The organism is Streptomyces sp. NPDC029466, assembly GCF_055574515.1.
Window position 1 is genome coordinate 18,195 of record NZ_JBVHZH010000042.1, and the last position, 20,268, is coordinate 38,462.

Annotated in this window: 17 protein-coding genes and 1 pseudogene; 7 read left to right on the forward strand and 11 right to left on the reverse strand. The window is 72.7% G+C overall.

The features are described from left to right. Positions 1-18: 18 nt before the first annotated feature. Together ACZ4XD_RS27930 and ACZ4XD_RS27935 are read right to left on the reverse strand one after the other, a co-directional pair. Positions 19-138 (reverse strand): annotated as a pseudogene (locus ACZ4XD_RS27930) (M81 family metallopeptidase); the annotation flags it as partial. A gap of 28 nt (positions 139-166) precedes the next feature. Further along, positions 167-886, reverse strand: coding sequence for a L,D-transpeptidase family protein (locus ACZ4XD_RS27935; RefSeq protein ID WP_468046533.1), 720 nt, complete (start codon positions 884-886; stop codon positions 167-169). Here ACZ4XD_RS27935 and ACZ4XD_RS27940 point away from each other — a divergent pair. Together ACZ4XD_RS27940 and ACZ4XD_RS27945 are read left to right on the forward strand one after the other, a co-directional pair. Beyond that, positions 885-1,154 carry a hypothetical protein gene (locus tag ACZ4XD_RS27940; protein ID WP_468046535.1) on the forward strand — a complete coding sequence of 90 codons (270 nt, stop codon included), beginning with the start codon at positions 885-887 and terminating at the stop codon, positions 1,152-1,154. The two genes, ACZ4XD_RS27935 and ACZ4XD_RS27940, sit on opposite strands and share 2 nt — an antisense overlap. Before the next feature lie 467 nt (positions 1,155-1,621). Next, positions 1,622-3,019 carry an NADP-dependent succinic semialdehyde dehydrogenase gene (locus tag ACZ4XD_RS27945; protein WP_468046537.1) on the forward strand — a complete coding sequence of 466 codons (1,398 nt, stop codon included), beginning with the start codon at positions 1,622-1,624 and terminating at the stop codon, positions 3,017-3,019. 276 nt (positions 3,020-3,295) lie between these two features. Here ACZ4XD_RS27945 and ACZ4XD_RS27950 read toward each other — a convergent pair whose 3' ends face one another. Beyond that, complete coding sequence (locus ACZ4XD_RS27950; protein WP_468046539.1) at positions 3,296-5,440, reverse strand: SpoIIE family protein phosphatase; 2,145 nt, start codon at positions 5,438-5,440, stop codon at positions 3,296-3,298. A 333-nt stretch (positions 5,441-5,773) separates the two neighbouring features. Here ACZ4XD_RS27950 and ACZ4XD_RS27955 point away from each other — a divergent pair, with 333 nt between their 5' ends. Then, positions 5,774-6,205 (forward strand): DUF2000 family protein, encoded by a 432-nt coding sequence (locus ACZ4XD_RS27955; RefSeq protein WP_468046541.1) that lies wholly within the window; start codon positions 5,774-5,776, stop codon positions 6,203-6,205. A gap of 206 nt (positions 6,206-6,411) precedes the next feature. Here the strand turns inward: ACZ4XD_RS27955 and ACZ4XD_RS27960 are convergent, their stop codons facing one another. From ACZ4XD_RS27960 to ACZ4XD_RS27975, 4 genes are all read right to left on the reverse strand, one after another. Further along, entirely contained in the window at positions 6,412-7,635 is a 1,224-nt protein-coding gene (locus tag ACZ4XD_RS27960) for a metallophosphoesterase (protein WP_468046543.1), read from the reverse strand. Between the two features lie 237 nt (positions 7,636-7,872). Then, a complete protein-coding gene (locus ACZ4XD_RS27965) occupies positions 7,873-8,382 on the reverse strand; it encodes a DUF1990 family protein (protein ID WP_468046545.1) in 510 nt (169 codons plus the stop codon). A gap of 112 nt (positions 8,383-8,494) precedes the next feature. Then, positions 8,495-9,346 (reverse strand): crotonase/enoyl-CoA hydratase family protein, encoded by an 852-nt coding sequence (locus tag ACZ4XD_RS27970; RefSeq protein ID WP_468046547.1) that lies wholly within the window; start codon positions 9,344-9,346, stop codon positions 8,495-8,497. Continuing rightward, entirely contained in the window at positions 9,346-11,010 is a 1,665-nt protein-coding gene (locus ACZ4XD_RS27975; protein ID WP_468046549.1) for an acyl-CoA dehydrogenase family protein, read from the reverse strand. The genes ACZ4XD_RS27970 and ACZ4XD_RS27975 overlap by 1 nt, the downstream gene beginning before the upstream one ends. Before the next feature lie 84 nt (positions 11,011-11,094). On the opposite strand from ACZ4XD_RS27975, the gene ACZ4XD_RS27980 reads away from it, so the two are divergent. After that, complete coding sequence (locus ACZ4XD_RS27980) at positions 11,095-11,868, forward strand: PaaX family transcriptional regulator C-terminal domain-containing protein (protein ID WP_468046551.1); 774 nt, start codon at positions 11,095-11,097, stop codon at positions 11,866-11,868. 84 nt (positions 11,869-11,952) lie between these two features. On the opposite strand, the gene ACZ4XD_RS27985 is transcribed toward ACZ4XD_RS27980, so the two are convergent. Next, a complete protein-coding gene (locus tag ACZ4XD_RS27985; RefSeq protein ID WP_468046553.1) occupies positions 11,953-13,356 on the reverse strand; it encodes an alpha/beta hydrolase family protein in 1,404 nt (467 codons plus the stop codon). Positions 13,357-13,742: 386 nt separating this feature from the next. Between ACZ4XD_RS27985 and ACZ4XD_RS27990 the strand changes: the two genes are divergently transcribed. After that, a complete protein-coding gene (locus ACZ4XD_RS27990) occupies positions 13,743-15,011 on the forward strand; it encodes an aspartate aminotransferase type Ic (RefSeq protein ID WP_468046555.1) in 1,269 nt (422 codons plus the stop codon). A gap of 93 nt (positions 15,012-15,104) precedes the next feature. Here ACZ4XD_RS27990 and ACZ4XD_RS27995 read toward each other — a convergent pair whose 3' ends face one another. Further along, positions 15,105-16,301: a lactonase family protein gene (locus ACZ4XD_RS27995; protein WP_468046557.1), complete on the reverse strand. Its 1,197-nt coding sequence runs from the start codon at positions 16,299-16,301 to the stop codon at positions 15,105-15,107. Positions 16,302-16,597: 296 nt separating this feature from the next. Between ACZ4XD_RS27995 and ACZ4XD_RS28000 the strand changes: the two genes are divergently transcribed. After that, positions 16,598-17,686 (forward strand): tetratricopeptide repeat protein, encoded by a 1,089-nt coding sequence (locus tag ACZ4XD_RS28000; RefSeq protein ID WP_468046644.1) that lies wholly within the window; start codon positions 16,598-16,600, stop codon positions 17,684-17,686. Here ACZ4XD_RS28000 and ACZ4XD_RS28005 read toward each other — a convergent pair. After that, entirely contained in the window at positions 17,580-19,004 is a 1,425-nt protein-coding gene (locus ACZ4XD_RS28005) for a lipase maturation factor family protein (protein WP_468046559.1), read from the reverse strand. The two genes, ACZ4XD_RS28000 and ACZ4XD_RS28005, sit on opposite strands and share 107 nt — an antisense overlap. 391 nt (positions 19,005-19,395) lie before the next feature. Between ACZ4XD_RS28005 and ACZ4XD_RS28010 the strand changes: the two genes are divergently transcribed. Further along, the gene (locus ACZ4XD_RS28010) at positions 19,396-19,566 is read left to right on the forward strand and encodes a hypothetical protein (RefSeq protein WP_158686011.1); all 171 of its coding nucleotides are present in this window, start codon (positions 19,396-19,398) and stop codon (positions 19,564-19,566) included. Between the two features lie 55 nt (positions 19,567-19,621). On the opposite strand, the gene ACZ4XD_RS28015 is transcribed toward ACZ4XD_RS28010, so the two are convergent. Further along, the gene (locus ACZ4XD_RS28015) at positions 19,622-20,197 is read right to left on the reverse strand and encodes a TIGR03086 family metal-binding protein (protein WP_468046561.1); all 576 of its coding nucleotides are present in this window, start codon (positions 20,195-20,197) and stop codon (positions 19,622-19,624) included. Positions 20,198-20,268 lie beyond the last annotated feature (71 nt).

Consider the following 20,268-nt stretch of genomic DNA (forward strand, 5'->3'; position numbering starts at 1 on the left):
CGTCGAGCGCGCGGTGAGATCGGCCTCCGCGTCGTCCGGTCCGACCACGCTCGTGGCGCCGTGGAGGTCGTACACCAGCCCGGCCGGCGGGCCCGACTCCCGGATCCGGCCGGTCAGTTCGCGCTTGGTGTGGTTGTACGTGGCACGCCTCGCCCCGCGCCCCCGGTCAGTAGCGAGTCAGCGCCGTTGCTCCGGACGCCGTGCCGATGGCCATATGCGGATGTGCGGACGGTCGTACCCAGGACAGGATGCGCGCCATCGCCCCGGCCGGTACGGAGACACAGCCGGCCGTGGCGCCCTTCCCGTGGACGTGGAGGAAGATTCCGGCTCCGCGGCCGCGCACCGGGCGGTAGTAGTTGAAGCCGATGACCAGGGCCCGGCTGTACTGCGTCGGATAGCCGGCCAGCCGCTCGGCCTCAGTGGCCGCGCAGTCCGGGGGCAGCGGGTCCACCCAGCGGTTGTAGGAGGCGGAGGCGTTGTCCTCGCACCACCAGGAGTGCGCGCCGACCCTGCGGTACGGGACCGTGGTGCCGGGTGGTGCAGGGGCGGTCCCGAAGCCGAATGGCAGGTCGTACAGGCCGGTCGGGGTGGTCGAGGTGCCCTGCACCCGGCTGCCGCCCTCGGCCAGTCCGCCGGCTCCGAAGCGGGCCGGCGCCGAACCCCTCAGTTGCCAGCGGCCGTTGTGCCGCTGCCACCACTGCACGGTCCCCGTGGTGGCGTCGAGGGTCCGCGCGCGGGCGGTGATCAGCTGGCTGCCGCCGCCGGTGTCGGCCATGGCGGCGGGGAGGGGGACGCCGGGGCCGGGAGCGACGGCGGGCGGCGCGGCCGCCGCACCGGGGGCGGCAGGCGCACCCAGCGCCACGCCGGCCGCCGACAGCAGCGCCATGACCCCGGCGCCGAGCCTGCGCCGGGCGCTCCCCGACAGAGCCCCGGCCCCGGCCCAGATCCGGGTCCTCGCGGGCAGCGTCCCGCCCTCGGTCCTGCTCCGGGGCCTCGCCCGTAGTGCCAGGCCCCTGCCGCGGCCCCTCGCCCGCAGCGCCACCACCACACCCCCGACCCCGCCGCCGGTCCCCGCCAGGCGCGGCGTCGTCCTCGTCCTCGTCTTCAACCTCGGCCGTGTCCCGGTCCACGTCATGGGCATGACCGCACGGTAGGACGTGACCGGCCTGCCCGGCGACGCCCGATCGGGTCATATACGCCGTGCCCCGCCCGTCCGCAACCCGTCCGCGGCAATCCGCCGTGCGCCGGGGCCATGGACGGGCGAAACTCGGGTACGGGGGCTGATGTGCCACTAGCCGTCTCATTCTGGAGGCCCGCAGTGCAGCGGCAACCGTATACGTGCAGTGAGCGCACGCTCGACCGAGATCCGCAACCGACCCCGGATCCGGGGGGACCACCGCCGAACCCCGTCCCGGACCCGCTCCCCGGCCCGCCGGTCCCGCCCGCGCCGCCCGAACCCATACCGCCGGAACCGTCGCCGATACCCCGTCCGCCCGGACCCGATCCCGACCCGGTCCCGGAGCCGTCCCCGGCTCCTTCGCCGCTCTCCTAGGAGCCGCCCGGACTATCGCCCCGTATACCGCGGGTACCACGTCCCCGCACCACCAAGGAGGTGCTGATCATGGCCATCGCCACGGTCAACCCGGCCACCGGCGAGACCCTGAAGACCTTCGACGCGCTCAACGCGGGCGAGATCGAAGATCATCTGGTCCGGGCGGAGCAGGCTTTCCAGGAGCACCGGACCACGAGCTTCGCCCGCCGCGGGGAACTGCTCCTCAAGGCCGCCGACCTGCTCGACGCCGACCAGGACGGCATCGCCCGCACGATGACCACGGAGATGGGCAAACCGCTGGCCCAGGCGCGCGCGGAGGCCGCGAAGTGCGCCAAGACCATGCGCTGGTACGCCACCCACGCCGAGGCGCTGCTCGCCGATGAGCACCCCGACCCCGCCGACGTCAGCGACTCCGGCGCGCGGCGCGCCGTGGTGCGCTACCGCCCCCTCGGCACCGTGCTCGCGGTGATGCCCTGGAACTTCCCGCTCTGGCAGGTCGTACGGTTCGCCGCGCCCGCCCTGATGGCGGGCAACACCGGGCTGCTCAAGCACGCCTCGAACGTCCCGCAGACCGCCCTGTACATCGAGGAACTCTTCCGCCGTGCCGGTTACCCCGAGGGCTGTTTCCAGACCCTGCTGATCGGTTCCGGCGCCGTCGAGGACATCCTGCGCGACCCGCGGATCGCCGCCGCGACCCTCACCGGCAGCGAACCGGCCGGCCGCGCGGTGGCCGCCGTCTCCGGCGACGAGGTCAAGAAGACCGTCCTCGAACTGGGCGGCAGCGACCCGTTCCTCGTGCTTCCCTCCGCCGATCTCGACAAGGCGGCCCGCGTCGGCGTCACCGCGCGCGTCCAGAACAACGGGCAGTCGTGTATCGCGGCCAAGCGGTTCATCGTGCACGAGGACGTCTACGACGCGTTCGCCGAGCGGTTCACCAGCCGGATGGCCGCACTGACGGTCGGCGACCCGCTGGATGAGAACACCGATATCGGGCCGCTCTCCAGCGAACAGGGCCGCTCCGACCTGGAGGAGCTCGTCGATGACGCGGTCCACAAGGGCGCCACCGCCCTGTGCGGCGGCCAGCGGCCACCGCAGCACCGCGCGGGCTGGTTCTATGAGCCGACGGTGCTGTCCGGCATCACCTCCGAGATGCGCATCGACCAGGAGGAGGCGTTCGGGCCGGTCGCCACGCTCTACCGCGTCGCCGACGTGGACGAGGCGGTGCGGATCGCCAACGACACACCGTTCGGGCTCAGTTCCAATGCCTGGACCCGGGACCCCGAGGAACAGGACCGGCTGGCCCGCGATCTTCAGGCCGGCGGGGTCTTCTTCAACGGGATGACGGCCTCCCACCCGGGCCTCCCGTTCGGCGGCGCCAAGCGCTCCGGCTACGGACGGGAGCTCTCCGGGCACGGCATGCGGGAGTTCTGCAATATGACGACGCTGTGGTACGGGCCGGAGGACTGAGAACCCGTACGCCACAACGGAGTTGGCCCCTGCGGGTGCGCCTGCCGGGCCGGTTTTCGTGGGGGACGGGAGCGGGTACGTTCCGGTTAGGCCGAGTCGGCCAACGGCCAGGTTGGTCGGCTCGGCCCCTCGTGGACCGGGGCGGGCCGCAGCGGCCGCGGCGCAGCGGGCCCTCGCCCGACGACGACGGTCCGGCCGGTGCTGGCGGTCCGAGGGCCGGTGGACGGCCTCCGGCAGAGCCCGGATGTCGCCAATCAGCTTTCCCGGCACGGGAATTCAGTGCGTCAGATCCGCCGTGTCCGGCACCGCGAACTCGCACCACAGGGCCTTGCCCGCGCCCCGCGGCTCCGCGCCCCATGCGTCGGCGAGCGCCTCGACCAGCATCAGGCCCCGGCCGGAGGTGGCGGTCTCGCCGGGGTTGCGCCGCCGTGGCCACCGGCTGGAGCGGTCCTCGACCTCCAGCCGGATCCGGCGCGGGGTGCCGGACAGCAGCTCCATGGAGACCAGGGCGCCGCTCTCGGTGTGCGTCAGCGCGTTGGCGATCAGCTCGGAGGCGGCGACCTCGATGTTGTGCATCACGGCGCCCGCCCGCCACTGGTCCAGGGTGCGGCGCAGCGCGGAGCGGACCTCCGCGGCGCCCGACGGATCGGCCTGATGCACATGCAGCCGCAGCCGCGGGGTGGTGGCGCCCCCGGGGCCGGGCAGCCGGTGCAGCAGCAGGAGGGCCATATCGTCCTCCGAGCCGGGATCGGCCCACAGATGGTCCGAGAGCCGGTCGGCGAGCGCCTCCAGGTCCGTGGGCCCGGCGCGGACCGCAGCGGACAGCGCCTCGATCCCGGCGGAGATGTCCCGGCCGGGGTGTTCCACCAGGCCGTCGGTGCACAGCAGCAGCGTCGACCCCGGCTCCAGGAACAGCTGGGTCTCCGGGAAGTGGTCGTGCCCGAAGTGCGTGGCCAGGCCCAGCGGCAGGCCGCCGCGGACCTCGGGCCAGTCGATGTGCCGGGCGCTGTTGCTGATCAGCGGGCCGAGATGGCCGGCCCGCGCCAGGTGCAGCGCCCCGGATTCCAGATCGGCCTGGATGTACGTACACGTCGCGAAGCGCTCGGTGTCCAGCTCGGCCAGGAAGCGGGAGGCCCGCACCAGCACGGTCTCCGGGGAGTGCCCCTCGCTGGCATAGGCGCGCAGCGCGATACGCAGCTGGCCCATCACGGCGGCCGCATGGGTGTCGTGGCCCTGCACATCGCCGACCACCAGCCCGGTCCGCCCCTGGGGCAGCGCGATCACGTCGTACCAGTCGCCGCCGATGTCCCGCCCGACGCTCGCCGGGTGGTAGCGCACGGTGACCGCGCCGCCCGTGAGGGGCGGCAGCCGGCGCGGCAGCATCGTCGCCTGAAGGCCCGTCGCGAACTCCCGTTCCTGATCGAAGAGGGTCGCGCGCTGCACCGACTGCGCGACGACACCGGCCAGCGCCAGCGCCAGGTTCCTGGCCTCCGGCGACTGCACCGCCGGTTCGGCGTTGAACAGCCCCAGCGCACCGATGACGGTGTCCTGCGCGATCAGCGGCAGGAACGCCGCGCTGCCCGTCGGCAGCACATCCGTATACGGGCGCAGCCGCGGATAGCGGGCGATCAGCTCACCGCGGCTGCTGAGGAAGATGGACCGCCGGGAGCGTGCCGCGTCGGCCAGCGGCAGGGTGTCGTCCAGCCGTGAGGTCATCATGTCGTCGGGCACCTCGCCCTCCAGCCCGGCGGTGGCGATGACTTCGAACTGGTCGTTCTCGACCAGCCCCAGGACCAGTCCGTCCGCGCCGAACCGCCGGGCGCCGCCGGCTCCGGTGAGCACCCGGGTCACATCCCTGACGGACAGCGCACGGGCCAGCGCGGCGGTGGTCTGCTGCACCATCACGGTCTGCCGCTGCCGCTCCTGCTGGAGCGACCGCAGCAGCGCGGAGTCCGCCAGCTCGCTGGTCGCCTCCCGGACGATGCCGATGATCCGGTACGGCTTCCCGTCCGCGTCGTGCAGAATCCGCCCCTGCGAATGCGTCCAGCGCTGGGTCCCGTCGCGACACTGGAGCCGGAAGTAGGCGCCGTACGACGAGTGGCCGTCCTGGAGGGCCTGGGAGAGCGCCTCGTCGAGCCGCAGCCCCTCCTCCGGCGGCACGCGCGTGACCAGGGACATCGGCGCGCCGTCGTATTCGTCCGGGCGGAGGTCGAAGACCTCCATGGCACCGGCGTCCAGGGCCATGGAACCGCGGTCCAGATCCCAGTCGAAGGTGCCCATCCGGTTGAGGGAGAGCCGCTCGCGCAGTCCGATGGGCTCCCGGTGTGACACCCCGGGGGTGTCCTCCGCGACATGCCGCCACGCCCGGTCGGCCCGGGGGTCATAGTCCTTGTCGGACGGTTCCAGGGGCGGGCCGGTCATGGTGTGCCGTGCCTCGTGACCCCGCCGCGCGGGACGTGCGGGCCCGCTTCCCGCGGGCGGCGGCGCATCGGGACGGCAGCCCGCGACACCGCGCCGAGCACCCCTCGCGCCCTCGGTCGCGGGCCGTTGACCGGGGCCGATATCCACCGGAACGCGGCCATGCGAACACCCTAGGCGCGGGCCGCGGGACCCGCATTTCCGGTACGCCGGGAAGACCGGGCCGGCGGGGAGCGCCGGCCGGCACCCGACCGGCCGCCTCGGTCTCGCTCTGACCAGCAAGGACGCCAAGAACGTACAAGAAGGGGCGGCGGGGCGGGCGGCAGTCTCGGAGGCATGACGAACGAGAACACCGCCGTACGTTTCGAGACCAAGATCGCCGTTCTGCTGCGCGAGGACCTGGAGCCCTGGCAGCGGCTGAATGTGACCGCGTTCCTGGTCAGCGGCCTCGGCTCCGAGCTCCCCGAGGTCATCGGGGAACCGTACGCCGATGCCGACGGCACCCCCTATCTGCCCATGTTCCGCCAGCCCGTCCTGGTCTTCGAAGGCACGAAGGAGACCCTGACCGCCGCGCACGGCCGCGCCCTGTCCCGCGCGCTTCCCCGGTCGGTGTTCACCTCCGACCTCTTCGTCACCGGCAACGACCGGGACAACCGCGCGGCGGTGCGGGCGGTGCCGAAGGACCGGCTGGACCTGGTGGGTCTCGCCGTGTACGGACCGCGCAACGCCGTCGACAAGGTGCTCAAGGGCGCCCGTATGCACCCCTGAGCGCTGCCGGACACCCGCCGGCACCCGCCGACGCCGGCCGCGCCCACCAGCACACGGCCGGTGTGTTCAGGCCCAGGACGAGGTGCCGTGGACGGGTGAGACGGACTGGACGTCCTGGAAGCGGCGGGCGCGACGGCCGCAACTGCCCCTGGTAGTCGCATGAGGCGAGCCGTCCCGGGAGTGCGCCCCCGGGACGGCTGCTGTGGTCAGGCGGGTGCCCCGGCCGGGGCCGCCACCGGGCGGGTCTGGCGGGTGCGGTGGGCCAGGGTGGCCTTCCGGGTCGCCACGTCGACGGTGTACGCGTCGATGGTCAGCCGGGCGCCGGACACCTTCAGCACCATGAAGCCGTGGTCGGAGAAGTTCTGCCAGGCCGCCGGGTGGCCGTGGTGTGCCGTGCCGTCCTCCGTCTTGGCCGACGCACCGCACACCACCTGCCGGGTGCCGCCCGTACGGGCCGTCGGCTCCAGGATCTGAAGCGTGTGGTCATGACCGGACAGGATCAGATCGGCCCGTCCGCAGACCACGTTCTCGTACATGTCCTTGAGGTGGACGCCGCTGGTGTAGTTGCCGATCTCGAAACCGTCGTAGGAACCGGCGCTGCCGTGCTTGCCGTTGTTGAGGTACGGGTGGTGGCCGATCACGACCTTCCAGCGGGCCCGCGAGGCGCGCAGCGCGCCGTCCAGCCAGGCGCGCTGCTCGCGCATGTACGGCCCGTCCCAGCGGTAGTGCGGGTCGAGCTGGGCCACATACGACGACCAGGGAATGGTGTCGATGGCGAAGAACTCCACCAGCGGATCGGCGGCGGGCAGCGGCACGCTGTAGTAGCGGCTCGGCATGTACCAGCGCCGTGAGGTGGCGGCATAGGCGACCTCGCGGTCACCGCGGGACGGGTCGCCGCCGCTGCCGGGGATCAGCCCCGAGCAGTCGTGATTGCCCAGCACCATCAGCCAGGGCACATCGATACCGCTGTTGGGCTTCTCGAACTTGTCCTGGAACTCCGAGTCGTCGTCGGATTCCGGCCCGTTCTCGTAAATGTTGTCGCCAAGGCCCACCGCGAGGCCGATCCCCTCGGTCCGGCAGAGGTCCCGAGCGGCGGCCGCCACCGCGTACTGGGCCTCGTCCCCCGTCCCCGCGTCACCGGTCACCAGGACGGCGAACTCGCCCTTGCCATTGGGGTGGTCGGGGAACGGAAAGGCTCCCGGACCCCCGAGGCGGGGCGTGGCGGACGCCCGTGACTGGGCCGGCGACGGCAGCATCGTGAGCGCCGCACCGGCCATCGCGCCGCCCAGCAGGGTCCGCCGGTTCACCCACTGCGGAACGCGCCCCGTCGTCCGCATCGACGGCCCCCCGGCCGTCGCCTCCGACCCGGCCCGCAGCCACTCCCGCTCGGTCATGTCCGCCTGCGGCGGGATCAGTTCGTCATCACACATGTCTGGTTTTCTTTCATGGTCACCAGAGGTGATGGTGACGAAAAGATGAAGCAGAAGTGGACGTATAGCGATCGGCGGCCGTATTGCTACGCGTCGGTAACTACCCGTATTCCAGGGGCTATCAGGGTGTGAGCAGGGCGCCGTGGCGAGCGCGCCGCGTCCGGAGCCGGCCGGCCGGACGGGTGCCGCGACGGGCACCGCGGCGGGCGGCGGTGGCCGGTTCCCGTCAGGCGGAATTCACGGACGGTTCACGAGGCGGCGGAGGGTCCGGCCGAGATGGCGTACGTACTGACGCTGGAAGACCGGGACCAGCGGGCCCCCGAGCCGGGTGAGCGTCCGGGCGGGCCGGCTGAAGGCGGTCACCGTGAACCAGACCGAGCCGTCCGCGCGCAGCTCGGCGACGAACGCCTCCTCACCGCACTCCGGATGCCCCTGCCGGGCCCCGTAGCCGAACCCGACGCGGTTCTCCTCGGCCACCGTCCACACCACGGTGCACGGCGCCCGCAGCCGCAGCGGGCCGAAGCCCAGTGAGACCTCGACATGCACACCCGGCGCGGCCCGTGGGGCGTCCGAGCGGATTCCGGTGCCCGCCGCGCGATGCATCCGGAAGGCGGTGATCGCCTCGCCCGCCGCGGTCAGCACCGCGCGGCCGTGGCCCAGCAACAGCTCCTCGCGGAGGTGCTGGTAGCCGGGCGGCAGCGGGGTACGACGGGTGCCGCCCTCCTCGGGGTAGTTCAGATCGCGCATGGCGGGCTCCTGGAGGAAGGGCGGCGACGACGGGGCAGAGCGACGGTACGCGGCCGGCCACGGGCGTTCAACGACACCGGCCGTCCGCGGGGTGGCGGCCCCGCGGCTGCCGTCAGCCGCCGTGACCAGGGCCGGAGCGGGAGGAGTCCGGCGCGGTCCCGGGGCGGGGCGGCTCCGTGGGCGCGACGGCTGCCGGATCCCGGCTGCCGTCCGGCGTACCGTGCCGCCCCGCGCCCGCGGTGAACCGCGCCGCGCCCTCTGCCGCCTCGGGCAGCACCGACTGTCCGTAACGGAGTTCCGCGGCCATCGCCGATTCCTCGTCCCGGCCCTCCTGGTCCAGCAGGGACGCCCGGTCGCTGCGCAGACACGCCTGCGGGAAGCGGGCGAGCTCCGCCGCCAGCAACTCCGCCTCCGCGCGCGCCGAACCGGCCGGCACCACCCGGTGGACCAGGCCGATGTCCTGCGCCTCCGCCGCCGGGACCGGACGCCCCGTCAGCACCAGGTCCATCGCCCGGCTCGCGCCGATCAGCCGCGGCAGCCGCACCGTACCGCCGTCGATCAGCGGTACGCCCCAGCGCCGGCAGAACACCCCGAACACCGCGTCCTCCTCCGCCACCCGGAGATCGCACCAGAGCGCCAGCTCCAGACCGCCGGCCACCGCATGCCCCGCGACCGCCGCGATCACCGGCTTGCCGAGCCGCATCCGGGTCGGGCCCATCGGCCCGTCCCCGTCCGGGGCCACGCGGTTGCCGCGCTCGGTGCCGATCGCCTTCAGATCGGCACCGGAGCAGAACGTCCCGCCCTCGCCCCACAACACCGCGACCCGGGCACCGTCATCGGCATCGAACTCCCGGAAGGAGTCGGCGAGTTGCCGGGCGGTCGCGCCGTCCACGGCATTGCGGGCGGCGGGCCGGGACAGCACCACCGTCGTCACCGGGCCGGCGCGCTCCACCCGTACGGACATCAGGACGCGTTCCCGGCCGCATCCGCCGCATCCGGCCGGGCCCGCTCCAGGACCGAGGTCAGATCGGCGCCGGCCGGCAGGGTGCCGAAGGCATGGCCCCACTCCCCGTCCAGGCGCGAGGCGCAGAACGCGTCGGCGACCGCCGGGTGGCTGTGCCGCACCAGCAGCGAGCCCTGGAGCACCAGCGCCATCCGCTCCGCCAGCGACCGCGCCATCAGCTGCGCCCGCTCCGGACTGGCGAGCCCGCCGAGCATCTTGCGGACCCCGGCCACCGCGGCGTCCAGCCGCCGGTCGGCGCCCGCCGCGGTCTCCACCTCGGCGAGGAACGCGTCCAGCGCGGCTGGCTCCTTGCCCAGCGCGCGCAGCACATCGAGCGCGGCGACATTTCCCGAGCCCTCCCAGATGGACAGCAGCGGCGCCTCCCGATAGAGCCGCGGCATGCCGGAATCCTCGACATAGCCGTTGCCGCCGAGACACTCCAGCGCCTCCGCCGCATGGGTGCTGCCCCGCTTGCACACCCAGTACTTGCCGGCCGCCAGCGCCAGCCGGCGCAGCGCCGCCTCCCCGGCGTCCCCGGCCTGTGAGCGGTCGACCGCCGTCGCCAGCCGCATCCCCAGCAGGGTCGCCGCCTCCGACTCGACCGCCAGATCGGCCAGCACCGAACGCATCAGCGGCTGGCGGTCCAGCTCCCGCCCGAACGCCCGGCGGTGCGCGGTGTGATGCAGCGCCTGCCGCAGCCCGGCCCGCATCCCGGCCGCCGACCCCAGCACACAGTCCAGCCGCGTCATGTTCACCATCTCGACGATGGTCCGCACCCCACGGCCCGGCTCGCCGACCGGCCAGGCCACCGCCTCGTCGTACTCGATCTCGGAGGAGGCGTTGGAGCGGTTGCCCAGCTTGTCCTTGAGCCGCATCAGCCGCATCCCGTTGAGCGTGCCGTCCGGCAGCACCCGGGGCACCAGGAAGCAGCTCAGCCCCTCCTCGGTCTGCGCCAGCGCCAGGAAGACATCGCTCATCGGCGCCGAGGTGAACCACTTGTGGCCGGTGAGGCGGTACGTGCCGTCCCCGGCCGGCACCGCGCGCGTGGAGTTGGCCCGTACGTCGGAGCCGCCCTGCTTCTCCGTCATCGACATACCGGCGATCAGGCCCGACTTGGTCAGCGGCGCGCGCAGCCCGAAGTCGTAAGCACGCGCGGCGAGCAGCGGCTCGTACTGCGCGGCGAGCTCCGGAGCGGCACGCAGCGCGGGCACCGCGGCGTAGGTCATCGAGATCGGACAGCCGTGACCCGCCTCGGCCTGCGACCAGACGTAGAACTTCGCGGCCCGCACCAGATGTGCCCCGGAGCGGCCGTCGGCCCAGGGCGCGGCGTGCAGTCCGTGCTCCACCGCGACGGTCATCAGCTGATGCCAGGCCGGGTGGAAGGCGACCTCGTCGATCCGGTGCCCGAAGCGGTCGTGGGTGTGCAGCCGCGGCGGCTGCTCCTCCGCCCAGCGGGCCTGGTCCTGCACCGCAGCGGAACCGGCCAGTGCGCCGAGCTCGGTCACCTCCCGCACGCCCCACTCGGCGCCGTCCCGGCGCAGCGCCTCCAGCAGGGCCGGCTCGTCCGCCGTGCTGAACCCGGTCAGCGGCGGGGCCTGATTCACGACTTCATGGGTGACGGTCATACCGTTGACGTTACAGAAACCTAACAGCCGTGGGAAGACTGTAATGCCAGCCGAAGCCCGCCCTCGCTAGAATTTCCGGCACATATGAACGACGACCGCATCCGCACGATCGACGACACCGGGGCCGCCGCGCTCGCGCTGCGCCCGCTCACCGCCCGCTCCATCGTGCTGAGCACGCTCCTCGGGCATCACCCGCCGCGGCTGCCCGCACGTGCCCTGGTGCGGGTCGGCGAGCTCTTCGGCATCGCCGAGGGCACGGTCCGGGTCGCGCTCTCGCGGATGGTCGCCGCCGGCGACCTGCGCCAGACCGATGGCTCGTACGCCCTCACCGCGCGGCTGCTGGCCCGCCAGACCCGGCAGGACGAGAGCCGCTCACCGCGGACCACCCCCTGGAGCGGCGGCTGGGAGATCGCCGTCGTCGCCACCCCGGAACGCCGCCCGGCGGCCGAGCGCACCGCGCTGCGCCAGGCCATGGCGGCACTGCGGCTGGCCGAGCTCCGCGAGGGCAGCTGGCTGCGCCCCGCCAACCTCGACCGGCCCCGGCCCGCCGTCGTCACCGACCAGTGCACCTGGTTCACCGGCACCCCGGACGACGATCCGGCCGCCCTCGCCGGCCGGCTGTGGGACCTGGCCGGCTGGGCCCGGCGGGCCCGCGCCCTGTCGGCCGCACTGGACCGCGCCGGCACCCACGCCGACCGCTTCACGGTCGCGGCGGCCGCCCTCCGCCATCTCCTCGCCGACCCGCTGCTGCCCGCCGAACTCCTGCCGGAGAGCTGGCCGGGGGAGCAACTCCGCCGCAACTACGCCGAGTTCGAGACCGAGCTGCGCGATCTGCTACGGCAGTACCTGGCCGGTTAGCGCCCTCGTGCGCAGCCCCGTACGGACCGCGCCCGGACCCCGACGGGCCGCGGCCCTCGCCCTGCGCGTACGCCGCAACAGCCCTCAGCTGCCGGACAGTTTCTCCTCCAGCCAGTCGAAGACGACCTCGCAGTGCTGCTGCGGGGCCATCGGGGAGCAGTGCAGCTGTGCGCCGGTGGCCGCGGTGAGCTTCACATAGTCCTTGGGAGCCGTCAGCTTCTCGAACAGCTGGCGGGGCTGCCCCGGATAGAACTGCTCGAACTCGTAGTCGAGCACCAGCGTCGGCATCTTGATGCGGCTCACGACGTCCGTGATGTCCAGCGACTTGATGAGGGTGGCCGGAGTGTAGAAGTCGGTGAACATCTTGCCCGCGCGGGCCGCGAGCATCGCGGGCACCGAGAACGGTTCGATGCGCTTCTTCATCGTCGCGGCCTCGGCCGGCGACAGCCCGGGGACCACCTCTTTGTTCCAGATGGTGTTGGTCTTCGCCTTGTCCGGGGTGAGGATCTCCCGGATCTCCGGCGGGAAGCCCAGCCAGGGGGAGAGCACACCGGGCATCGCCACCAGAGCGGCGATCCGGTGCTCGAAGGCCGCCGCCCGGGGGGCCAGATCCCCCGCCATGCTCAGTCCGGTCAGGGCGATCTTGCCGGTGTCCACGTCCGGGCGGGCGGACAGCCAGTCGACGAGCGGGGTGACGACCTTCTCCCAGCGCGGGGTGAAGACCACCTGGTCGACGAAGAGCAACTGGCCCTGGCCGGGCCCGTCGTAGACCAGGGCGTTCCAGCCGCGCTGAAGAGCGGCGGCGACGCCGTAGGTCCACATGTCGACGTTCTGCCCGTCGCTGCCGTTCGTGAGGATCACGGTCGGGCGCCGCTCGCCGGAGCTGTCCGGCCGGAAGAACCACACGGGCAGCGGGGTCTTCCCGTACGGGATGCGCGCCGTCACCGGCACCGGGTCGCACCGCTCGCAGAACGCGTCCCAGGCGCCGCGTCCCGCCTTGTAGAGCGCCTCCTCGCTGCCGGGGGTGTCGGAGCCGAGGACGAAGAACAGCGCCTGTGCGTAGTACTGCGCGGCCCGCAGGGCACGGAAGCGGGTGGTCTGGGTGTCGGGCTCACCACTGCTGGGCGGTTTCCGCAGCTGATCGCCGAGCGTCTTGAACGTCTCGGTGTAGGTCTGCGCGGACAGCCCGGCCTTATTGATCGTGTTCACGGCGGTGAGGACCTCGCCCACCTCGGCGGAGCCGTAACCGGAGCCGCCGAGCGTGAAGAGCCCGTTGAAGTTGAAGGCGGGGTCCTTGAAGAGCGTCATCACGCCGGGCGTCGGATCGCTCGCCGAGGCATAGGCCCGGGCCGTGCGACGGGTCGGGGGCGCCGTCGCGGGCGTCGCGCTGCACCCGGCGGCCAGGAGGGCCCCGGCCCCGCCGACGAGCCCGGTCAGCGTGGTGCGGCGGGTGGGGCCGGAAGCGCGATCAGCCGATGCGTTCGTCATGCCGCCCGAACGTACGAGCCGCGTCCCCCGGCCCCCCTCTGCGACACCCGGCCTTCCCCCGAACGCCACGCTCCGCGGCGCACCCCGGCCCGCCCCGGCCCGGCGCCCGGCCACCCGGGGTTCCTGGCGGTCCGGCGGCGGGCGGTGCATCGAGGGCGGGGACGCGACCATCTGCGCATACTTCGAAGAACGCCTATTCATGCGCATGCCGGACGAAAAGCCGCAAACAGGAATAGGGGAGCGGCGGAGAACCCCATCAGGCCGGGCCCGAGCAAGATCCACCCGGGGCTGGCCGGAGCGTTCGAACGGCGGTTTGTATCCTCGGCAGGCAGTACCGAAGCCCCGGGCGCCGTCCCCGCGGCGCCACCGGCCTGAGAGGAAACACCATGACCACCGAGCTGAGCGCCGACGCCCCGGGTGGGCTCCTTGAGCGAGCCCGCAAGGACTATCAGGATCTCGTGGGGCGTGGGCTCTCGCTGAACCTCACCCGGGGCAAGCCGGCGCCCGAGCAGCTCGACCTCTCCGCGGACCTGCTGAGCCTGCCGGCCGGGCGGCACACCGCCGCCGACGGCACGGACGTGCGCAACTACGGCGGTCTTCAGGGGCTGCCGGAGATCCGGGAGATCTTCGCCGAGGTGCTCCAGGTGCCGGTCGGGCAGCTCCTCGCCGCGGGCAACTCCAGCCTTGAGCTGATGCACGACTGCCTGGTGCACGCCCTGCTGAGCGTGCTGCCGGGGGCCGAGTCGCGCTGGGTGGACCAGGAGCGGATCGCGTTCCTGTGCCCGGTCCCGGGCTACGACCGGCACTTCGCGCTCTGTGAGCGGTTCGGGATCGAGATGATCCCGGTGCCGATGACGGCCGAGGGGCCGGACATGGCGGTCGTGGAGCGGCTGGTCGCCGAGGACCCGGCCGTCAAGGGCATCTGGTGCGTCCCGAAGTACAGCAACCCGGACGGGGTCTGCTACAGCGACGCGACGGTGGCGCGACTGGCCGCGATGAGCACCGCCGCGCCCGATTTCCGGATCTTCTGGGACAACGCGTACGCCGCCCACCACCTCACCGACGAGCCGGCCGAGATAGCCGACCTGCTCGCCGCGTGCGCGGAGGCCGGGAACCCGGACCGTGCGTTCGTCTTCGGCTCCACCTCGAAGATCACCGCGGCGGGCGCCGGCGTCGCCTTCTTCGGCTCGTCGCCCGCGAATGTGCAGTGGCTGCTGGGCAACAACGCCAAGCGGTCGATCGGCCCGGACAAGGTCAACCAGCTGCGGCACGCGATGTTCCTGCGGGACACCGACGGGGTGCGGGCCCACATGGAGCGCCAGCGCGCCCTGCTCCAGCCGAAGTTCGAGATGGTGGCCCGGATCCTGGAGACGGAGCTCGGCGGCACCGGGCTCGCCCGGTGGACCGACCCCAAGGGCGGCTACTTCGTCACCCTCGAAGTGCCGGACGGCTGCGCCAAGGAGGTCGTACGCCGGGCCGCCGAGGCGGGCATCGTGCTGACCCCGGCCGGCGCCACCCACCCGTACGGCGACGACCCGCGCGACGCCACCATACGGATCGCGCCCAGCTACCCGGGCCTCACGGAGCTGGAGCAGGCCATCGAGGGCCTCGCCGTCTGCGTCCGGCTCGTGGGCTACGAGCAGCAGGCCGCCTAGAAGGTCTCCGCCGGCCGGCGCGGCTCGGACCGCGTCGGCCGGCCCCTTGCCGCAGGTGACCCGGGCGGGGCCGGCGCGGCGCCTGTGGCGCGTTCACCGCGGCAGTACGCACACCGGGACCGGAGCCGTGAACGGGTCTCCCGTGCGGCGCAGTTCCCCGGTCCGGGCGTTCACCGAGAACACCGTCACCGTCCCCGACTTCTGGTTCGCCGCGAACAGCCATCGCTGGTCCGGCGAGAAGGCGATCTGCCGGGGGAAGTCCCCGCCCACGGGCACGGTGTCCAGCAGCCGCAGCCGGGCCCCGGCCGCCTCCACGGCATAGCGGGTCAGGCTGTTGTGACCCCGATTGGCGAGATAGGCGAAGTCGCCGCGCCTGGTGACCAGGACCTGTGCGGGATAGCTGGTGCCCGGCCCGGTGCCGGTGGGCTGCGGCGCGCCGGGCGTGAGCCGTCCGCTGCGGCGGTCGTAGCGGCAGACCACCACCGTGTTGTCGACCTCGTTCGCGAGGTACGCGAAGCCGCCGGAGGGATGGAAGGTCAGATGCCGGGGGCCGGCCCCGGGCCGCAGCGACGCCGATGACACCTGGGTCAGCTTTCCGGCCGAGGTGTCGAGCCGGTAGGTGTAGACGGTGTCAGTGCCGAGGTCCACGGCCAGTACATGGCGGCCGTCCGGGGCGGTGATGATCTGGTGGGCGTGCGGCCCGTCCTGGCCGGGGCCGGGCGGCGGGCTGGAGTGGGTGACCAGATCGGTTCGCTCGCCCAGGGCGCCGGTGGCCGGGTCGACCGGATGCACGGCGACGCTGCCGGAGAGGTAGTTGGCGCTGAGCAGCCAGCGTCCGCCGGGATGGACCGACAGATGGCAGGGGCCCGCACCGCCGGTGGACCGGGTGCCCAGCACCGCGGGCGGGCCGTCCGGCCGTAGCGCCATGGCGGTCACCCCGCCCTGCTCCCGCTCGTTGACCGCGTAGATCGTCCGGCCGGCCGGCGCCAGGGCCAGGTACGAGGGATCGGCGACCCCCTCCACCACCCCGCCCGCGGTGATCTGCCCGGTCACGGAGTCATACGTCCCGAACCCGACGCCGGCGCCGCCGCCCGGGACCGAGGTGTAGGTCCCCAGGAAGAGCGGGCGGACGCGGGGCGGGCGGGGCCCCGGGCGGTGGGTGGCCCGGGCCGGTCCGGGGTCCCGGATCGACAGCAGCCCCGTCCCGGCCGCCGCGCTGAGCCCCGCGACGGTGCCGAGGAACCGCCGGCGTCCGGTCCCGGCGGGTGTTCCCGTGTCTTCTGCTCCCATGCCACACCTCGTGCTCGCGGTCGGTGGTCCGTGATCGGGTGGTCGTCAGCAGGGTGTCCAATCCGGCCCGCTCGGGCAAGCAGAGCGCCCCGCGGGGTGCGGTGCGCCGGGCCCGCGCGCTCTTCCCTCGGAGGGATGACCCTGACGGACCCGTACATCCTCAAGATGACCATGGTCCTCATCCGTAGCACTCGAGTCGTACGGCACAACCCACATGCGGGCTGATTCGCCGGACCCCCTCCCGCCCATAGGTTGTTGATCAAGGCACGGAGATGAGTCGAGAGGGCCACGGATATATGTACGGCAAGGCATTCGCCCCGGAATATCAGGGTGAGTTGGGCTCGGCCCTGGGTGTGAACTCCTCGTACGAGGAGGTGCTGACGACGGCGAGCCGGGCGCACGCCGACGCGGGCACACCCCTGGAGCGCTCCCGGGCCGCGCTCGCGGTCGCCGAGGCCAACCGCCGGCTCGGCCGGGTGACCGAGGCGGGCGACGCCTGGCGGGAGAGCTACCGCAGCGCCCGCACCGCCGGCGACCCGGGCGCCATGGCCTGGGCGCTGTGGAGCGGCGGCACCCTGGCCCGCCAGTGCGGGACGCTGCCGCTCGCCCGCCGGCTGCTCACCCACGCCGTCGCGCTGGCCGAGGGCAGCGGCGACCGCCTCGCCCACGGCTACTCGCTCGCCGGCCTCGCCGAGACCGGCCGCATACAGGGCGACTACGCCGCGGTCGCCGAGCTCCATGAGCAGCTGCTCGAACAGGGACGGGCGCACGGCGAGGCCCGGCACATGGTCTGGGCGATGTCCGGCATAGCCCAGATGCACCGCAACACCGGCGGCTACGACAAGGCCCTGGAGCTGTTCGAGGAGTCCGCCCGGATCGCCGCCGACGCCGATGACTTCCGCGGGCGCGCCTGGTCGCTGCGCGGCGTCGCCGATGTCCTGTCCGTACAGGGCGAGACGGACCGGGCGCTGGCGCTGCTGTCCGAGGCGGAGACCATCTGCCGCACGATGGACCTGGCGAGCGCGCTGGCGTACAACCACAAGATGCGCGCCAACGTCTTCTACCGGGCGGGCCGTTACGAGTCCGCGCGGGAGACCTACACCCTCTCGCTGGCGGAGTTCCGCGAGATGCAGGAGCCCCGTGGCGTGGCGCTCTCCCGGCTCGGCCTCGCCAAGTCCCGCGCCCGCCTCGGCCGCGACGAGCAGGAGACCCTGGCCGAACTCGACGTGCTGGAGCAGGACTTCGTGCGCATCGGGCTGCGCCACGCGCGCGATATGGTCATCGCCTTCCGCGCAGAGCTGACCGCGCGAGAGGCGGCAGAAACTCCCGCTCCTCGGTGCGATGCCACCACGCCCCGGTCTCCCGCAGTTCCCGCCAGGTCGTGAAGCGGTAGCGGAAGACCCGGGCCCTGATCCGGGCCGGCGGCAGATCGGGGAACGGATTGCCGCGCAGCAGCCGCAGCGTGTCCCGGTCGTTCTCCAGCAGCCGGGCCACGAACGGCAGGAACCACGCCTGTGCGTAGGCCGGTGACAGCGCGGCGAACCACATCAGCCAGTCCAGTCGCAGGTGATACGGCGCGAACTGGCGCGGCAGCCGGCGCACCGCGCCCGGCTTGCCGTGGAACTCGTACGCGAGCCAGGTGGTGTCCGGCCCGGTCACCGCGTCCGCCGTCCCTTCCACCACGATCTCCCGGCGGACCCGGGTGATACTGCCGAACGCCCCGTACGAGTTGACCAGATGCAGCGACTCGTAGGACGTGTTCATCAGCTGCTGCCGGGCCAGCAGATTGCGGGCCGGGCGGTAGCTGAGCGCGAGGACGCCGGCGGTGGCGAGGAGGACCAGGACCTCGAACCAGACGGGCGGCGCCGGCAGCGGCGCGGCGGGCTGCGCCCACAGCGGGGCGGCGGCCGACAGGGCGAGCACGATGGTCACCCAGTTCAGCCAGGCGAAGTTGCCGGACAGCACCAGCCAGAGCTGGGTGACCACCATCACGACCGCCGCCCATCCCGCGATCGGCTGCGGGGTGAACAGCAGTACCGGCACGACGAGTTGGGCGACATGGTTGGCGGCCACCTCGACCCGGTGCAGGGGCTTGGGCAGATGGTGGAAGAACCAGCTCAGCGGTCCCGGCATCGGCTGGGTCTCATGGTGGTAGTAGAGGCAGGTCAGATCCCGCCAGCAGGTGTCACCGCGCATCTTGATCAGCCCGGCCCCGAACTCGACCCGGAACAGCAGCCATCGCAGCAGCCACATGACCGTCACCGGGGGAGCGGTCTCGGCGTTACCGAGGAACACCGCCAGCGAGCCGGCCTCCAGCAGCAGCGACTCCCAGCCGAAGCCGTACCAGGTCTGCCCGACGTTCACGATGGACAGATACATCGCCCACAGCGCGGCCCACAGCACCATCGACGCCCAGAGCGGCACGGCGTCCGCCGCCCCCGCCGCCACGGCCGCGGCGAGCAGGACCCCGCTCCACGACCACAGGGCGAAGAAGCGGTCCGAGTAGTGCCAGTGGAAGACCGAGGGCGCCGCGCGGAACGGCACCACCGCCACATACGCGGGCACCGGCAGTATGCCGCGCGCACCGATGAGCGCCCGGAACTGCCGCACCGCCGCGAGGAACGCGACCACATAGAGAACGGCCAGCGTGCGCTGGAAGACCAGCCGCCCGAGCCAGTAACCGGAATCGGAGAACCATGCCACCCGCCCATGGGTAGCACCGCGGCCGCGCGCTCTGCGGCATGGCACGCGGCCTCGTGGCTGGATCCTTCGCTCCTTCCCCAGCGTCAAGGAGCGAGGCGAATGCAGCAACCGCAGGGCCATTGGAGTGAGTGATGTGCATCACAAATCTCACCCTTTTCCCCCGTCATTGAGGGGGGCGGTATTCGCGCTTTCCGAGGACTTGACTTTCGCGACGGAAAACGTCGAGCGCGCCGCGTGCGGCGTCGTTACTCTGAGGGGCGACGGACGACCTTTCTGGGAGACGCCAACACCATTGGCCCGTCGCGGGAACGCCACAAACCTTGGCTGACCTCCCGGTTTGTGAACAAGGCGCCACCGCGTCGGAACCAATACCTCGATGAAGGAGTGCGTGGTGGCTTTGCACAAGGCTCAACACAAGCAGCCCCGTTTGAAGCAGGGCGAGCGGCCAGGCCGGATCAAGGAAGTCCGCAATCTGGAAGTCTGGGACCGCTGTGCCCCGGTGCGCCTGGCCGGCTGCGACGACGATCCCGCCGAGCCGAATATCTTCCGCGGCATCGACTGATCGGCTGATCTCAGGTGTGGCGCCGGCCCTGACCCGTGGGCCTCCTCCTCCCGGGTCAGGGCCGGCGCCCGAGCAGGCACAGCAGCCGGGTGAGCGCGTCGGCGTCGGCCGGTGGCGTGACCGCGGGGGCGAACAGCCCGGAAGCGGAGAGCCCGGGTGCATACGGCTCCACCTCGCGCAGCGCCGCCGTCGCCAGATGGCCGGGCAGTCGCTCCTCGGCGCCGATCGCACGGGACAGATCCCAGGCGTGCACCACCGCGTCGGCCATCATCTGGGTGCAGTACGCGCCGGCCCGTTGGGTGCCGTAGGACAGCTGGACCGGGCGGTTCAGCGCACCGCGCTCCGCGAACGCCGCCACGGCGGCCACCGCCGCGCGGTCCCAGGCCCCGGCCGGGTCGTCCCCGAGCACATCGCCGTCGTACTCCGAGCCGACGTCCGTGATCGAGGCGCCGTCACGCACCAGGCGGGGCACCCACAGCTGCTCGGCGGTGAGGTGGTTCACCAGATCGCGCACCGACCAGTCCGTGCACGGCGTGGGGCCGTCCCACTGGTCGTCGCGGACGGCATGCACCCGGGTCCCGAAGAGTGCGAGAGCCTCGCCATGGGTTCGCAGGATCTCGTCGTTGTCCATGCTCCCCGAGGATAGGAGCGGGCACCGGCAACGGCGCCCTGACGCACGGCCGGTCACCTCAGCGCCCGCGG

Bases quoted from the DNA above. Each gene is read 5' to 3' on its own strand.
- ACZ4XD_RS28000 (WP_468046644.1), top strand. From the start codon at position 16,598: ATGTACGGCAAGGCATTCGCCCCGGAATATCAGGGTGAGTTGGGCTCG.
- ACZ4XD_RS27980 (WP_468046551.1), top strand. From the start codon at position 11,095: ATGAACGACGACCGCATCCGCACGATCGACGACACCGGGGCCGCCGCG.
- ACZ4XD_RS27985 (WP_468046553.1), bottom strand. From the start codon at position 13,356: ATGACGAACGCATCGGCTGATCGCGCTTCCGGCCCCACCCGCCGCACC.
- ACZ4XD_RS27945 (WP_468046537.1), top strand. From the start codon at position 1,622: ATGGCCATCGCCACGGTCAACCCGGCCACCGGCGAGACCCTGAAGACC.
- ACZ4XD_RS27975 (WP_468046549.1), bottom strand. From the start codon at position 11,010: ATGACCGTCACCCATGAAGTCGTGAATCAGGCCCCGCCGCTGACCGGG.
- ACZ4XD_RS27990 (WP_468046555.1), top strand. From the start codon at position 13,743: ATGACCACCGAGCTGAGCGCCGACGCCCCGGGTGGGCTCCTTGAGCGA.
- ACZ4XD_RS27965 (WP_468046545.1), bottom strand. From the start codon at position 8,382: ATGCGCGATCTGAACTACCCCGAGGAGGGCGGCACCCGTCGTACCCCG.
- ACZ4XD_RS27950 (WP_468046539.1), bottom strand. From the start codon at position 5,440: ATGACCGGCCCGCCCCTGGAACCGTCCGACAAGGACTATGACCCCCGG.
- ACZ4XD_RS27995 (WP_468046557.1), bottom strand. From the start codon at position 16,301: ATGGGAGCAGAAGACACGGGAACACCCGCCGGGACCGGACGCCGGCGG.
- ACZ4XD_RS27940 (WP_468046535.1), top strand. From the start codon at position 885: ATGACCCCGGCGCCGAGCCTGCGCCGGGCGCTCCCCGACAGAGCCCCG.
- ACZ4XD_RS28015 (WP_468046561.1), bottom strand. From the start codon at position 20,197: ATGGACAACGACGAGATCCTGCGAACCCATGGCGAGGCTCTCGCACTC.
- ACZ4XD_RS27955 (WP_468046541.1), top strand. From the start codon at position 5,774: ATGACGAACGAGAACACCGCCGTACGTTTCGAGACCAAGATCGCCGTT.
- ACZ4XD_RS27935 (WP_468046533.1), bottom strand. From the start codon at position 886: ATGGCGCTGCTGTCGGCGGCCGGCGTGGCGCTGGGTGCGCCTGCCGCC.
- ACZ4XD_RS27970 (WP_468046547.1), bottom strand. From the start codon at position 9,346: ATGTCCGTACGGGTGGAGCGCGCCGGCCCGGTGACGACGGTGGTGCTG.
- ACZ4XD_RS27960 (WP_468046543.1), bottom strand. From the start codon at position 7,635: ATGTGTGATGACGAACTGATCCCGCCGCAGGCGGACATGACCGAGCGG.